The organism is Nocardioides sp. BGA-UO-ETr-FS32 (genome assembly GCF_059567905.1).
The window spans coordinates 723,706-736,028 of record NZ_JCAQOX010000014.1; the positions used below are offsets into that span (position 1 = coordinate 723,706).

At 72.7% G+C, this 12,323-nt stretch carries 14 protein-coding genes; 10 read left to right on the top strand and 4 right to left on the bottom strand.

Annotated features, from left to right (window positions below; translation table 11 throughout):
• Window positions 1-69 precede the first annotated feature (69 nt).
• Genes sigE through AC57BS_RS13285 form a run of 3 tightly spaced genes read left to right on the top strand, consistent with a single transcriptional unit; the run spans window position 70 to window position 2,743 of the window.
• Window positions 70-669 (top strand): RNA polymerase sigma factor SigE, encoded by a 600-nt coding sequence (gene sigE, locus AC57BS_RS13275; protein ID WP_496411918.1) that lies wholly within the window; start codon window positions 70-72, stop codon window positions 667-669.
• Entirely contained in the window at window positions 669-1,202 is a 534-nt protein-coding gene (locus tag AC57BS_RS13280; RefSeq protein WP_496411919.1) for an anti-sigma factor family protein, read from the top strand. Before sigE ends, AC57BS_RS13280 begins: the two co-directional genes overlap by 1 nt.
• A complete protein-coding gene (locus tag AC57BS_RS13285) occupies window positions 1,199-2,743 on the top strand; it encodes a S1C family serine protease (protein WP_496411920.1) in 1,545 nt (514 codons plus the stop codon). Before AC57BS_RS13280 ends, AC57BS_RS13285 begins: the two co-directional genes overlap by 4 nt.
• Before the next feature lie 20 nt (window positions 2,744-2,763).
• Here AC57BS_RS13285 and AC57BS_RS13290 read toward each other — a convergent pair whose 3' ends face one another.
• Window positions 2,764-3,021: a helix-turn-helix domain-containing protein gene (locus AC57BS_RS13290; RefSeq protein WP_496411921.1), complete on the bottom strand. Its 258-nt coding sequence runs from the start codon at window positions 3,019-3,021 to the stop codon at window positions 2,764-2,766.
• Window positions 3,022-3,119: 98 nt separating this feature from the next.
• On the opposite strand from AC57BS_RS13290, the gene AC57BS_RS13295 reads away from it, so the two are divergent.
• The 3 genes from AC57BS_RS13295 to AC57BS_RS13305 are packed head-to-tail and all read left to right on the top strand — an operon-like array spanning window position 3,120 to window position 6,024.
• Window positions 3,120-3,845, top strand: coding sequence for a CpaB family protein (locus tag AC57BS_RS13295; protein ID WP_496411922.1), 726 nt, complete (start codon window positions 3,120-3,122; stop codon window positions 3,843-3,845).
• A 5-nt stretch (window positions 3,846-3,850) separates the two neighbouring features.
• Window positions 3,851-5,101, top strand: coding sequence for a CpaE/TadZ family protein (locus tag AC57BS_RS13300; RefSeq protein WP_496411923.1), 1,251 nt, complete (start codon window positions 3,851-3,853; stop codon window positions 5,099-5,101).
• Between the two features lie 59 nt (window positions 5,102-5,160).
• Window positions 5,161-6,024: a calcium-binding protein gene (locus AC57BS_RS13305; protein WP_496411924.1), complete on the top strand. Its 864-nt coding sequence runs from the start codon at window positions 5,161-5,163 to the stop codon at window positions 6,022-6,024.
• A 22-nt stretch (window positions 6,025-6,046) separates the two neighbouring features.
• Here AC57BS_RS13305 and AC57BS_RS13310 read toward each other — a convergent pair whose 3' ends face one another.
• Window positions 6,047-7,366: a hypothetical protein gene (locus tag AC57BS_RS13310; protein WP_496411925.1), complete on the bottom strand. Its 1,320-nt coding sequence runs from the start codon at window positions 7,364-7,366 to the stop codon at window positions 6,047-6,049.
• Window positions 7,367-7,368: 2 nt separating this feature from the next.
• The gene (locus AC57BS_RS13315; RefSeq protein WP_496411926.1) at window positions 7,369-7,827 is read right to left on the bottom strand and encodes a hypothetical protein; all 459 of its coding nucleotides are present in this window, start codon (window positions 7,825-7,827) and stop codon (window positions 7,369-7,371) included.
• 110 nt (window positions 7,828-7,937) lie between these two features.
• Between AC57BS_RS13315 and AC57BS_RS13320 the strand changes: the two genes are divergently transcribed.
• Genes AC57BS_RS13320 through AC57BS_RS13335 form a run of 4 tightly spaced genes read left to right on the top strand, consistent with a single transcriptional unit; the run spans window position 7,938 to window position 11,686 of the window.
• Window positions 7,938-9,407 carry a WS/DGAT/MGAT family O-acyltransferase gene (locus AC57BS_RS13320; protein WP_496411927.1) on the top strand — a complete coding sequence of 490 codons (1,470 nt, stop codon included), beginning with the start codon at window positions 7,938-7,940 and terminating at the stop codon, window positions 9,405-9,407.
• The gene (locus tag AC57BS_RS13325; protein WP_496411928.1) at window positions 9,404-9,748 is read left to right on the top strand and encodes a DUF6912 family protein; all 345 of its coding nucleotides are present in this window, start codon (window positions 9,404-9,406) and stop codon (window positions 9,746-9,748) included. The genes AC57BS_RS13320 and AC57BS_RS13325 overlap by 4 nt, the downstream gene beginning before the upstream one ends.
• A gap of 32 nt (window positions 9,749-9,780) precedes the next feature.
• Window positions 9,781-11,409 carry an L-glutamate gamma-semialdehyde dehydrogenase gene (gene pruA, locus AC57BS_RS13330; RefSeq protein ID WP_496411929.1) on the top strand — a complete coding sequence of 543 codons (1,629 nt, stop codon included), beginning with the start codon at window positions 9,781-9,783 and terminating at the stop codon, window positions 11,407-11,409.
• A gap of 37 nt (window positions 11,410-11,446) precedes the next feature.
• Window positions 11,447-11,686, top strand: a complete 240-nt coding sequence (locus AC57BS_RS13335) for a hypothetical protein (RefSeq protein ID WP_496411930.1) — start codon at window positions 11,447-11,449, stop codon at window positions 11,684-11,686.
• 72 nt (window positions 11,687-11,758) lie between these two features.
• On the opposite strand, the gene AC57BS_RS13340 is transcribed toward AC57BS_RS13335, so the two are convergent.
• A complete protein-coding gene (locus AC57BS_RS13340) occupies window positions 11,759-12,229 on the bottom strand; it encodes a DUF2505 domain-containing protein (protein ID WP_496411931.1) in 471 nt (156 codons plus the stop codon).
• Window positions 12,230-12,323 lie beyond the last annotated feature (94 nt).

The following is a 12,323-nucleotide window of genomic DNA, read 5'->3' on the forward strand; positions in this document are numbered from 1 at the left end:
ATGCCTAGCGTCAGGAAGGACAGCGAACCGTTGCAGCTGCGGTCGAGGAAGACGAGCCAGGGAGCTCACGTGGGCGAGCAGGTCGACACCACCCCCAGTGCCGGAGCGGTGCCGACGTGGGACGAGGTCGTCGAGCAGCACTCCGACCGCGTCTTCCGCCTGGCCTACCGCCTCACGGGCAACCGTCCTGACGCCGAGGACCTCACGCAGGAGGTCTTCGTCCGCGTCTTCCGCTCGCTCGACGGCTACACCCCCGGCACCTTCGAGGGTTGGCTGCACCGCATCACCACCAACCTGTTCCTCGACGGCGCGCGCCGCAAGCAGCGGATCCGGTTCGACCCGCTCTCCGACGAGCGCGCGTCCCGGCTCACGAGCACCTCGCCGGCCCCGGAGCTCGCCGTCGCCGACCAGACCTTCGACGACGACATCGAGACCGCCCTGGCCACGCTGCCGCCCGACTTCCGCGCGGCCGTCGTGCTGTGCGACGTCGAGGGCCTGAGCTATGAGGAGATCGCGGAGATCATGGACGCCAAGCTCGGCACCGTGCGCTCGCGCATCCACCGCGGTCGCACGATGCTCCGCAAGGCGCTGGCCCACCGCGAGCCCGCCGCCGGTCGCTCGCGCTACTCCGGGCCGATCGCGCCCCAGCCGCGCGGACAGGTGTCGTGATGTCGCACCTCGGAGCCCGCGTCAGCGCACTGCTCGACGGCCGACTCGCGCCGGACGAGGAGGAGCGCTGCTGGAACCACGTCCACTCCTGCCACGCCTGCCGTGACCTCGTGGAGCAGGAGGGCTGGGTCAAGACCCAGCTCGCCCAGCTCTCCTTCGAGGCCGGGCAGCCGTCCCGCGACTTCAAGTCCGCCCTGGTCGGACGCTGCTCCTCGCTCCAGCCGACCTCCGGACCGGCCCTCGCAGCCACGCCCTTCGCGACCTCGTCCCACCGTCCACGGCGCGGACTGGTCGCCATCGGCGGCGGTGCGGCGAGCGCGTGCGTCGTCGGCGTGCTTGCGCTCGGCGTCGCCGGCACCCCCCGCGTCGAGCCCCGGCCGCCCGTGACCGACCTCAGCCGGCCGACGACCCCGGTGAGCCCGGTGAGCCCCGTCGTCAACGTCGACGACCGCTCCGCGCGAGGCCCGGTCTCACCCTCCCGGACGCCCCTGGCCGAGCGCCTCGTGGCGATCCGGGAGAAGATCGTCCCGTGAGCGACGAGCACCAGCCCGAGCACCAGCCCCACGACCAGGCCCCGGACCAGCAGCCCGCGGACGCGACCGACGCGCCGCGCGACGAGGTCCGTGACGAGCCTGCGCTCGAGGAGCCGACCCAGCCGCTCGCCGGCTGGCGGGCCACGCAGTCCGCGGACGAGACGGCCGATCCCACAGCCGAGCCCACTGCCGAGCCCACAGCCGAGCCCGCCGTCCAGCCCGAGGGCCGTGCCTACGGCGCCCGGAGCGACGCGGCGCCGAGCGGCATGCTCGCCGGCCCCCCGCCGCACCCCGCCCCGTACGGCGGCTCAGGACGCGAGCAGGCTGCCCCCACGGTGCCGATGCAGAGCCCGGGCCAGCACCCGGGCCCCGGCTGGTTCGGGCCCGGTCCCGGGCCCTACCCGCCGCGCCCGATGTACGCCGCCCCGCCCGCCCCGACGCGCAAGCTGGCGCTCTGGGTGTGGCCGGCCGTCGCGTGCCTGGCGCTCGTCGTGGGCATCCTCGGCGGCCTCGCCGGCGGTGCCCTCCAGGACGAGCTGGCCTCGCAGCGCGGCACCAACGACAACGGCCTCGGCGGCGTACGCACCCGGGCCGCCGCTCCGCTCGACGCGGAGAACGGCTCGGTCGCTGCCGTCGCGCAGGCGCTGCTGCCCAGCACGGTCCAGATCGTCGCCGAGCTCGACGGTCAGGCCGGCGGGGCCACCGGGTCGGGCTTCGTGCTCGACCGCGACGGCCACGTCGTCACCAACAACCACGTGGTGGCCTCGGCGGCCGAGGGCGAAGGCCCGATCCTCGTCATCGGCCAGTCGGGGGAGCGCCTCGAGGCCACGGTGGTCGGGCGCAGCCCGGTCTACGACCTCGCGGTCCTGTCCGTGGACCGCGCCGACGGTCTCGAGCCCGCGGCGCTCGGTGCCTCCCAGGCGCTCAACGTGGGGGAGTCGGTCGTCGCGTTCGGCGCGCCCCTCGGCCTGAGCCAGACCGTGACCTCCGGCATCGTCAGCGCGCTCAACCGGCCCGTCACCACGTCCGGCGAGTCCGACGACGAGTCGTCCTACATCAACGCCGTCCAGACCGACGCCGCGATCAACCCCGGCAACTCCGGCGGCCCGCTGGTCAACCTCGCCGGGGAGGTGGTGGGCGTCAACTCCGCCATCGCCACCACCGGGGGCGCGACCCGCGAGTCGGGCAACATCGGCGTGGGCTTCGCGATCCCGATCGAGCAGGTCCGCACGACCGTCGACCAGATCCTGCGCACGGGCAAGGCGGAGTACCCCGTGATCGGCGCCCAGGTCCGCACGGGCGGCGAGCCCGACGCGGAGGGAGCCACCATCACCGAGGTCATGCCCGACACCCCGGCGGCCCGCGCCGGGCTGGAGGCCGACGACGTGATCGTGGCGGTCGACGACCAGCCGGTCAGCGACGGCATCGCGCTCATCGTGGCCATCCGTACGCACCTGCCGGGCGAGACCGTGGAGATGTCCGTGGTCCGCGGAGGTGAGGAGCGGGTCGTGGAGGTCGAGCTCGACGGCAAAGTCGGCTGACCGGTCGCACGGTCCGCCGGCTAGACCGTCCCCTGGCCCGGGTCGGTGCCGGCCTCCGCCTCGACGAACGGGTGCTCGTCGACGAAGGCGCGGGTGTCGGCGTACATCCGCTGGATGAACTCCTCGAGCTGCACCCGCTCGACGCGCCACTGGCCGCGGCCGCCGATCTTGATCGCCGGCAGCTCGCCCCGGCGCACCAGCGCGTAGACCTGCGCGCCGGAGGTGTTGAGCACCTCGGCGACGTCGGCGAGCGTCAGGAAGCGGGGGTCGTCTGCCATGGGGCCATCGTGCCACCGACACCCCGCCGCGTCCCCGACCGGCCGGTGCCTGTGGAGAGACAGGTGTGAAGTGCCGCGCGAGTGGCAATGATGGCGCCGTGCCTCGGAACGCCTCTCGGAAGTCGTGGACCCCTGTCCGCGCCTCGTCCCGCCCGTCCTCCCCCTCGTCCGTACGCCCCGGCGACGTCCCGGCAGCGACCCGGGCCAGTGCTCCCGGGTGGCGCGACCCACGGCTCTGGATCGGCATCGTGCTCGTCACGGGGTCGGTCGTGGCCGGGGCGAGGATCCTGTCCGGGGCCGACGACATGACGCCGGTCTGGTCGGCGTCCGGCGACCTGGTCGCCGGGCAGACGTTGACGGCCGGCGACCTGCGGGCCACCCGGGTGCGCTTCGACGAGGGAGTCGACCGCGACCGCTACCTCGAGGTCGACGAGGAGCTCCCGGCCGCGCTCACCCTGACCCGCCCGCTGGCCGCCGGCGAGCTCGTGCCCGCGGCGGCGCTGGGCGAGGAGCCTGCCGACGACACGGTCGCGGTGTCGATCGCCGTGGCCGCCGAGCACGTGCCGACCGACCTGGTCCGGGGCTCGCGGGTGGACGTGTGGGTCCTCGCCGACCGCACCCTCGCCGAACGCCGCGCGCGCCGCGGCGCCGAGCTCGTGCTCTCCGACATCGTGGTCCTGGACGCGCCAGTGGTGACCGACGCGTTCGCCTCCGCGACGACCCGACAGCTCGTCCTCGCCGTGCCCGGCGCCGACGAGGAGTCGCTCGGCGCCCTCCTCGCAGCCAGCGGCGACGATCGCGTCCGCGTCGTCGGCAGGGGCTGACCGCCGTGATCTGCGTGCTCCTGCTGGCGGCGGGGGAGCCCTGGGAGTCCCCGGCGCTCGCCGACCTGGAGGCCCACCCCGGGGTCGTCGTGCTCAAGCGCTGCGTCGACGTCGACGACCTGCTGGCGGCCGTCACGAGCGGTCAGGCCGACGTCGCGGTCGTCTCCCTCGACGCCCCCGGCCTCGACGCGGCCAGCGTGTCCCACCTGCGCCGCCACGCCGTACGCCCCGTCGCCGTCACGTCCGCCCGGTCCGACGACCTCGACGTGCGCGAGCACGCCCACCGTCTGGGCATCACCGCGGTGGTGGGGTCTGGTGAGCTGTCGTCGCTGCCGGGTGCCGTCACCACGGTCGACGACGTCGCCGACACCCGCGCACGCGACGAGCAGCCGCTCGACCCGCTCGGCGGCGGGGACGACGTCGACCCCGTGCACGACGGCCGGGTGGTGGTGGTCTGGGGTCCGGGCGGTGCCCCGGGTCGGACGACCGTCGCCACCAACCTCGCGTGGGAGGTCGCGCGGCGCGAGCAGCCCGTCGTGCTGGCCGACCTCGACCCCTACGGCGGGGCCGTCGCCCAGCAGCTCGGCGTCCTCGACGAGGTGTCCGGCCTGCTGTCGGCGGCGCGGCTCGCCGTGGCCGGGCAGCTCGACGAGCGGTTCGCCTCGGTGTGCCGCGGCGTGGGCGTGCACCTCGCCGTCGTCACCGGCCTGCCGCGGCCCGACCGGTGGCGCGAGGTCCGTCCCGCCCAGGTGGACCAGCTGCTCGAGGCGGGGCGCGCCCGCGGTCACGTGCTGGTCGACACCGGGTTCAGCCTCGAGGACGACCCCGGCACCGACTTCGGCGCCCGTCCCGGTCGCAACGCGCTCACCCTCTCGGCGATCGAGCAGGCCGACGAGCTCCTCGTGGTGGGATCCGCCGACCCGGTCGGGCTCGCGCGGCTGGCCCGGGGCCTCGTCGACCTGCGCGAGCGTACGACCGGCGTCCCGGTGCGGGTCGTCGTCAACCGGATGCGGTCCTCGATCGGGTGGTCGGAGAAGGAGATCGCCGGCATGGTCGAGGGGTTCAGCCGCGTCGCCGGCTTGCACTTCCTGCCGGAGGACCGGGCCGGGCTCGACCGGGCGCTCGTGTCCGGCCGAGCCCTGGCCGACCTGGGCGACTCCTCGCTCGTGCAGAGCCTCTCGGCGCTCGCCGACGCGGTCTTCCCCGCAAGCGTCCGGCCCGCTCCCCAGCGGGCGGGCTGGCGCCGGCGCACCTGAAAGTTCTGGTTTTCGTCAAGATTTCGTTAACCTTGGGGTCCCTTTTCTAGGAGACTCCCATGGTGGATCCCATGCGTCCGGCCGGTTCAGCCCTCGTGGCGCTCGCGCTGGCGCTCTCGACGACCGTGTCCCTGACCGCGCTGACGCTCGCACCGGCCCACGGCATGCGCCAGGGGACGACCGGCAACGACGTCATCTCCGGCACCTCGCGCTCCAACCGCATCATGTCGCTGGGTGGCCGCGACCGGGTCACCGGCAAGGGTGGCAACGACACGATCTATGCCGGCAAGGGCAGCGACCAGGTCACCGGGGACAACGGCGACGACTGGATCACCATGCAGCCGGGCAACGACTGGGTCGCCGGCGGCAGCGGCAACGACCGGGTCGACGGCGGCCAGGGCGACGACGTGATGTACGGCGGGGACGGCAACGACAAGCTCACCTCCAACGCCGGCCACGACGTCGTCCACGGCGAGGCCGGTGACGACCTCCTCGGCGGCAACGACGGCGACGACCAGCTCTTCGGCGGAGAGGGGTCGGACAAGCACATCGGGGGTGCCGGCACCGACCACATCGACGGCGGCGCCGGTGACGACGGCGCCATCCAGGGCGGCCCCGGCAACGACGTCCTGATCGACGGCGCCGGCAACGACTGGCTCGTCAAGGGCGACGAGGGCGACGACGTGATCTTCCTCGGACCCGGTGCCGACAAGGTGTTCGCCGAGCAGGGCAACGACACGATCTACGTGCTGCCCGACGGGCAGGAGGACCGGATCCACTGCGACGACCCGCAGCAGGGAGACAGCGGCGTCGACCGCGTGGTCTACGTGGGCGGGCGCGACCCGCTCGACGTCATCGACTACCGCGGGACCTGCGACATCGTGACGGTGACCCAGGAGATCCCGCCGGGTTGGCCGTACTGACCGGCGCCCGCCCAGCGCACCGTCACGCCGCGAACAGCAGGTAGAGACCTCCGACGGTGAACCCCACCATCGCGACCAGCAGCGGCAGCTGACCGGTCAGCTGGTGCCGCCGCGGGAGCAGCCTGACGGCGCGGTCGTGTGCGGCCACGACGCCCACGACGTGTCCGAGCGCCACCGCGAGGACCTTGGTGACCGCGAGGAACGTGGGGTGCATCGACAGCCAGTAGTTGACCTGCAGGCCGGCCGTGCCGAGGTAGTCGTCGCCGCGGGTGAACGGGTCGCTCAGCTGGATGATCGTCTGCTGGCCGTACTCGACGAGGTAGGTCAGGTAGTGGGCGACGATGTAGCCGACGATGATCGGCACCACCGAGTGGGCGAAGAGGTCCGGCAGCGCGCGCCGCGGCGTGCCGGGCGTGACGCCGGTGGCCATCGTCGCCGCCGTCAGGACCAGCCCCACCCCGGCGGAGAAGGCGACGAGGGCGAGCGTGTCGGGGAGGACCCGGGGCACCGACATCTCCTGGACCACACCGAGCCATGCGGTCGACTCGCGGAAGGAGTCGAAGGCGGTGCTGCCGAAGAGCACGGCCACGACCGCCACCAGCCCGGGGCGAGCCACGACGGTGTCGAGGTTGGCCAGCGGGCTCCGCAGCACGAGGCGCCCGTCGCGCCGGCCCCAGACCGACAGCCTGGCCACGAGCGAGGAGTAGACCTCGAACGGGTCGGCGCGCGCCAGGAAGGTGGTGCCGAACAGGGCGGAGCCGACGAACATGATGCCGAGGTAGCCGGCGCACCACAGGCGTACGGGGCCGAGGTCGGTGGAGCTGGGGTAGACCAGCTCGAGCCAGACGAACGAGAACAGCCCGGCCGCTGCCGGCCAGTAGCCCAGGCGCGCGGGGTAGGCGTACAGGCCCTCGCCCTCCGGGACGCCGGAGACCTTCGCGAACAGCATGCTGATCGTGCGCGCCGGGCTGACCGCCCGGAACACCGGGCCGAGCAGCAGCGACGCGGGCACCAGACCGACCCAGAGCAGCACGTAGATTGTGCCGAGGAACGGGTTGATCAGGGTGTCCTGGCCGAAGACCGCCGCGGCGCCCACGTAGAGGAAGAACGCCATGCCCAGCACCCGCGCCGCCACGGCCAGGGCGGTCGAGGAGACGAACCGGTCTAGCCACTCGGGGGCCGGACGCCCGCTGGTCGCGGGGTCGTAGCGCGGCTCTCGCCAGGCGACGGCCAGGACGGTGAACGAGATGACCAGGGCGGCGACCGCCCCGGCGATGGCGAGCTCGGAGGGGATCGGCAGGTCCTTGGCGCCACCGAGGCCGTGCGCCGAGATCGAGCCCATGCTCAGCGGACTTCGAGCTGGAGGACGACCACCACGGGATCGTGGTTCTCCACCTCGACCACCCCCGGGCGGTCGATCGTGATCTCGTGCTCGCTGGTGCCCTCGCGGTAGGCGATCTCCTGCTCGGGCGTGCTGTGGACGTGGAGCTCGCCCGCCTCGTCGGCGGTGATGGTGAGGGTCAACGTCTGGCCGACCGCGAGGTCCACCCGCTCGCCGTTGGGGGTGAAGGAGTCGCCCGCACGGGTCACCGAGATGGTCGCGGAGTCGTCCGCGGGCTCCTCCGTCGGCTCCTCGGTGGGCTCCTCCGTGGAGTCGTCGTCGGAGGTGGCCGAGGGGGTCGGCGAGGAGGTGGTCCCGGCCGGTTCGGCGTCGTCACCGCCTCCGCACGCGGCGAGCCCCGCGGAGAGCACGAGGACCACGGAGGCCAGGGGGACAAGACGCGCGGGACCGCGACCGGACACAGATTTTCTCCTTCAACCGCTCGATGAGTGACGGTGGCCACCACGCGGTGTGCCACAGGCTCTGTCAGAATCCCATGCGGACCTAGTGCGAGCGACGAAGGGGCAACCAGATGAGTGAGCGGCTCCGGCCGCGGGACCTGGCCATCCTGGCCGCCGAGTCCCCCACGACGCCCATGCACAACGCCACGGTGGAGATCTTCGACCCGGGGACGTCCGGCTTCGACCACGACCGGCTCGTGCAGCTGATCGCCGACCGGATCGCCTTCGTCCCGCGTTACCGCCAGAGGCTGCAGCTCGTGCCGGGCCGGCTGGCCAACCCGGCCTGGGTCGACGACGAGAACTTCGACCTCGGCTACCACGTACGCCGCTCGGCCCTGCCGCGTCCCGGCTCGATGGACCAGCTGCGCGAGCTCGTCGCCCGCATCGCGTCGCGCCCGCTCGACCGCAGCCGTCCGCTGTGGGAGTGCTACTTCGTCGAGGGCCTCGAGCACGGCCGCGTCGCGCTGCTCACGAAGAGCCACCAGATCCTCGTCGACGGCCGCGAGACCGTCGACATCGGCCAGGTCCTGCTCGACACCTCCGCGGACAGGTCCACGCTGGGTCACGACGACGACTGGCGGCCCCGGCGCGCGGCCGGTCCGGTGGCGGCCGCGCTCAACGCGGTCACCGACAGCCTCGAGCGGCCGAGCACGGTCTGGATGACCACCCGCGCCAACGCCGAGGCGCTGGGCCGGCGGGCCTCCGCCTCGGGTGCCCGGGTCACCGAGGTCGCCCACGCACTCTCCGGACGGGGTCCGGTGCACTCCACCCCGGTGCACCGCCGGCTCTCGCAGCAGCGGCGTTTCGTCACCGTCCACACCGAGCTGGCCGACTACCGCGCGATCCGCGAGGTGCACGGCGGCACCGTCAACGACGTCATCCTCGCCACCCTCGCCGGCGGCCTCCGCGGCTGGCTGATGACGCGGGCCGAGTCGATGGCCGGCCTCAGGGCGATCAAGGCGTTCGTGCCCATGTCCGTCATCGACGACGAGCTGGAGGCGACCTCGCTCGGCAGCCAGGTCACCGGCCACCTGGTCAACCTGCCGATCAGCGAGCCCAGCCCGGTCGTACGCCTGCACCAGGTCAGCTACGACCTCAAGGCCCACCGCGACAACGGGCGCAACGTCTCGGCCCGACGGCTCTCCGGCATCGCGGGCTTCGCGCCGACCACCTTCCACGCCCTGGGCTCCCGGCTCGCAGCAGCCGAGCTGCGGCACGGCTTCCACGTCTCGATCACCAACGTGCCGGGCCCGCAGTTCCCGCTCTACGCCGACGGCGCGCGGATGCTGGAGTCCTACCCCGTCCACCCGCTGCTGCCCGACCACCCGCTCGCGATCGGGGTGACGTCCTACGACGGCGGTGTGTTCTACGGCATCACCACCGACCGCGACGCCGTGCCCGACGCCGACATCCTCGGCCAGTGCGTGCTCGAGGCGCTGGAGGAGCTCAAGGACTCCGCCTCCGACTCCCGACCGCGTGCCCCGCGCGGTCGCAAGGGCGCAGGGACCAGGCGCCGGACCCAGAAGGCAGACCCGACATGAGCCGCCGCTACGCCCCCTCCACGCTGCCCCGCCTGGCCGAGGACTGGCAGGCCGACGGCCCGCGACTCGACGACGGGGTCGTCGCCGCCGACGACGGCGAGGAGAGCGAGTACGCCGCGCTGATGACCGCTGCGGACGCGTCCGCCGAGATGGTGGCGGGGCTCCCCGACGGCCGGCGGCGCAGGGTCGTGGTCGTCGTGGAGACGGCAGACGTGGCCTCGCCCGCGGCCTGGCGCGACGTGGTCGCGGTGCACGTCGACAGCGACGACGACGCGGACCCCGACGACGACCTGGCGTGGTGGGCGACGCAGGAGGTCGACGACCTCCTCGCCTCCCTTTGAGGCCCGCGGCCGTCTCTGACACGATCAGCGGCATGGACGCGATCACCTTTCCTCCGGCACCCACCAACGAGCCGAACCTGACCTACGCCCCCGGCAGTGCGGAGCGGGAGACCCTCGTCGCCGAGCTGGCCCGGCTGGAGAAGAAGCAGCAGTCCTTCCGGGCCGTGATCGGCGGCAAGCGCCGCAACGGCGGCGGGGCGGAGATCAAGGTCGTCCAGCCGCACGACCACGCCCACGTGCTCGGCACGCTGAAGAACTCGACGACCAAGGACGCCGAGGCCGCGATCAAGGCCGCCAACGACGCCGCCCCTGCGTGGCGGGCGATGCCGTTCGACGAGCGCTGCGCGATCCTGCTCAAGGCGGCCGACCTGCTGGCCGGCCCGTGGCGCCAGACCCTCAACGCCGCGACGATGCTGGGCCAGTCCAAGACGGCGTTCCAGGCCGAGATCGACGCGGCCTGCGAGCTGATCGACTTCTGGCGGTTCAACGTCCACTACGCCAAGCAGATCCTCACCGACCAGCCGATCGCCAACAGCCCCGGCATCTGGAACCGCACCGACCACCGCCCGCTCGAGGGCTTCGTCTACGCCATCACGCCGTTCAACTTCACCGCGATCGCCGGCAACCTGCCCACCGCGCCGGCGCTGATGGGCAACACGGTGATCTGGAAGCCGTCGCCGACCCAGCAGCTGGCCGCGTCACTGACGATGGAGCTGCTCGAGGAGGCCGGCATGCCGCCCGGGGTCATCAACATGCTGCCCGGCGATGGCCTCGACGTCTCGAAGGTCGCCCTGGCCCACCGCGACCTCGCCGGCATCCACTTCACCGGCTCGACCCCGACGTTCCAGCACCTGTGGCGCACGGTCGGGGAGAACATCACCGGCTACCGCTCCTACCCGCGCATCGTGGGCGAGACCGGCGGCAAGGACTTCATCGTCGCCCACCCCTCGGCCGACCCCGACGTGCTGCGCGTGGCGATGATCCGCGGCGCCTTCGAGTTCCAGGGCCAGAAGTGCTCGGCCGCGTCGCGGGCCTACGTGCCGAGGTCGGTGTGGGCGAAGATCAAGGACCAGCTGATCGCCGACACCGAGGCGCTGTCGATGGGCGACGTCACCGACCTGTCGCACTTCATGGGCGCGGTGATCGACGACCGCGCCTTCGCCAAGCACAAGGCCGCGATCGCGCGTGCCAAGCGCCAGAAGCACCTCACCGTCCTGGCCGGCGGCGAGGTCGACGACTCGGTCGGCTACTTCGTCCGCCCGACCATCGTGGAGTCGACCGACCCGACGGACCAGATGTTCTCGGACGAGTACTTCGGCCCGATCCTGGCGGTCCACGTCTACGACGACGCGCGCTTCGAGAAGGTCGTCGAGCAGATGGAGTCGTTCGCCCCGTACGCCCTCACCGGAGCGATCATCGCCCAGGACCGCGCCGCGATCACGTGGGCGCGCAAGACGCTGCGCTTCGCGGCCGGCAACTTCTACATCAACGACAAGCCGACCGGTGCGGTCGTGGGCCAGCAGCCCTTCGGTGGCGGTCGAGCCTCGGGCACCAACGACAAGGCCGGCGCGGCGGTCAACCTGCTGCGCTGGACCTCGCCGCGCTCGATCAAGGAGACCTTCGTGCCGCCGAAGGACCACCACTACCCGCACCAGGGCTGACGTCCGGCTCCGTGCTCACGTGGGGGAGGATGGGGGCGTGCCAGCCCTCGTCCTCCCCCTCATCACGTCGTGGCACATGGGTGCCCTGCACCCCGTCGAGCAGGCGCTGACGCTGCTGCTGGCCTTCGGGCCGTTCGTGGTGCTCGGGTTCGTGGTGTGGCGGCGCCGGAGCGAGGACGACGCAGCGGTGAGTGACGCAGGTTCCCAGGGTCCCGAAGATGTCTCACGCACCGCTCCGGCGGCCACGGACGAGCGGAGCACCTCCAGCGGTGAGTGACGCAGGTTCTCGCACCCGAGAACCTGTCCCACTCACCGCCCGGTCACGGCCGCCCGGTCGTGCAAGGTGCCACTAGCGCCTGAGCCACTCCGTGCCGACCTGGTGCTCCGCGTCGAGGGCGTGGCCGACCATCTCGGCGATCATCGCCTCGACCTTGCCGCCGACCAGCGGGATCCGTACGCTCACCGCGAGCTCGACCGTCTCGGTCGTCGTGCCGCCCGCCTCGACCAGCACGAGGCTGCCGACCGCCGCGCCCGGCTTCCCGGGGATGGCGAGCTCCAGGTCGGCACCGTGAGCCGAGGTCCAGGTCTCGGTCTGCACGATCACGATCTCGTCGCCGACGAACTTCCGGGCGAAGGCCGGGATGTCGTCGGCCGAGCGCACCTGCTCGATCCGCGCCACGTCGCCGTCGATGTCGACGGAGCCGCGCACGACGCGCTGGCGCTCGAGCACCGCCTCGCGGAACGCGACGTCGTCGAGCATGGCGGCCACGGCATCGGCCGGGGCGTCGTACGTCAGCTGCTTGGTGAGCTTCGTGCTCATCGTGACCACCGCATCCTGTGTCGTCGTCGTGTGTCGTCGAGGGCCAGGACACGGGTCCGGACCAGGCGCCCATCATGGCCCAGAAGCGGCCCCG

What these genes read in the sequence shown, in the direction of transcription:
- AC57BS_RS13280 (WP_496411919.1), top strand. Translation starts at nt 669, where the DNA reads ATGTCGCACCTCGGAGCCCGCGTCAGCGCACTGCTCGACGGCCGACTC.
- AC57BS_RS13290 (WP_496411921.1), bottom strand. Translation starts at nt 3,021, where the DNA reads ATGGCAGACGACCCCCGCTTCCTGACGCTCGCCGACGTCGCCGAGGTG.
- AC57BS_RS13305 (WP_496411924.1), top strand. Translation starts at nt 5,161, where the DNA reads ATGGTGGATCCCATGCGTCCGGCCGGTTCAGCCCTCGTGGCGCTCGCG.
- AC57BS_RS13310 (WP_496411925.1), bottom strand. Translation starts at nt 7,366, where the DNA reads ATGGGCTCGATCTCGGCGCACGGCCTCGGTGGCGCCAAGGACCTGCCG.
- AC57BS_RS13320 (WP_496411927.1), top strand. Translation starts at nt 7,938, where the DNA reads ATGAGTGAGCGGCTCCGGCCGCGGGACCTGGCCATCCTGGCCGCCGAG.
- AC57BS_RS13325 (WP_496411928.1), top strand. Translation starts at nt 9,404, where the DNA reads ATGAGCCGCCGCTACGCCCCCTCCACGCTGCCCCGCCTGGCCGAGGAC.
- pruA (WP_496411929.1), top strand. Translation starts at nt 9,781, where the DNA reads ATGGACGCGATCACCTTTCCTCCGGCACCCACCAACGAGCCGAACCTG.
- AC57BS_RS13340 (WP_496411931.1), bottom strand. Translation starts at nt 12,229, where the DNA reads ATGAGCACGAAGCTCACCAAGCAGCTGACGTACGACGCCCCGGCCGAT.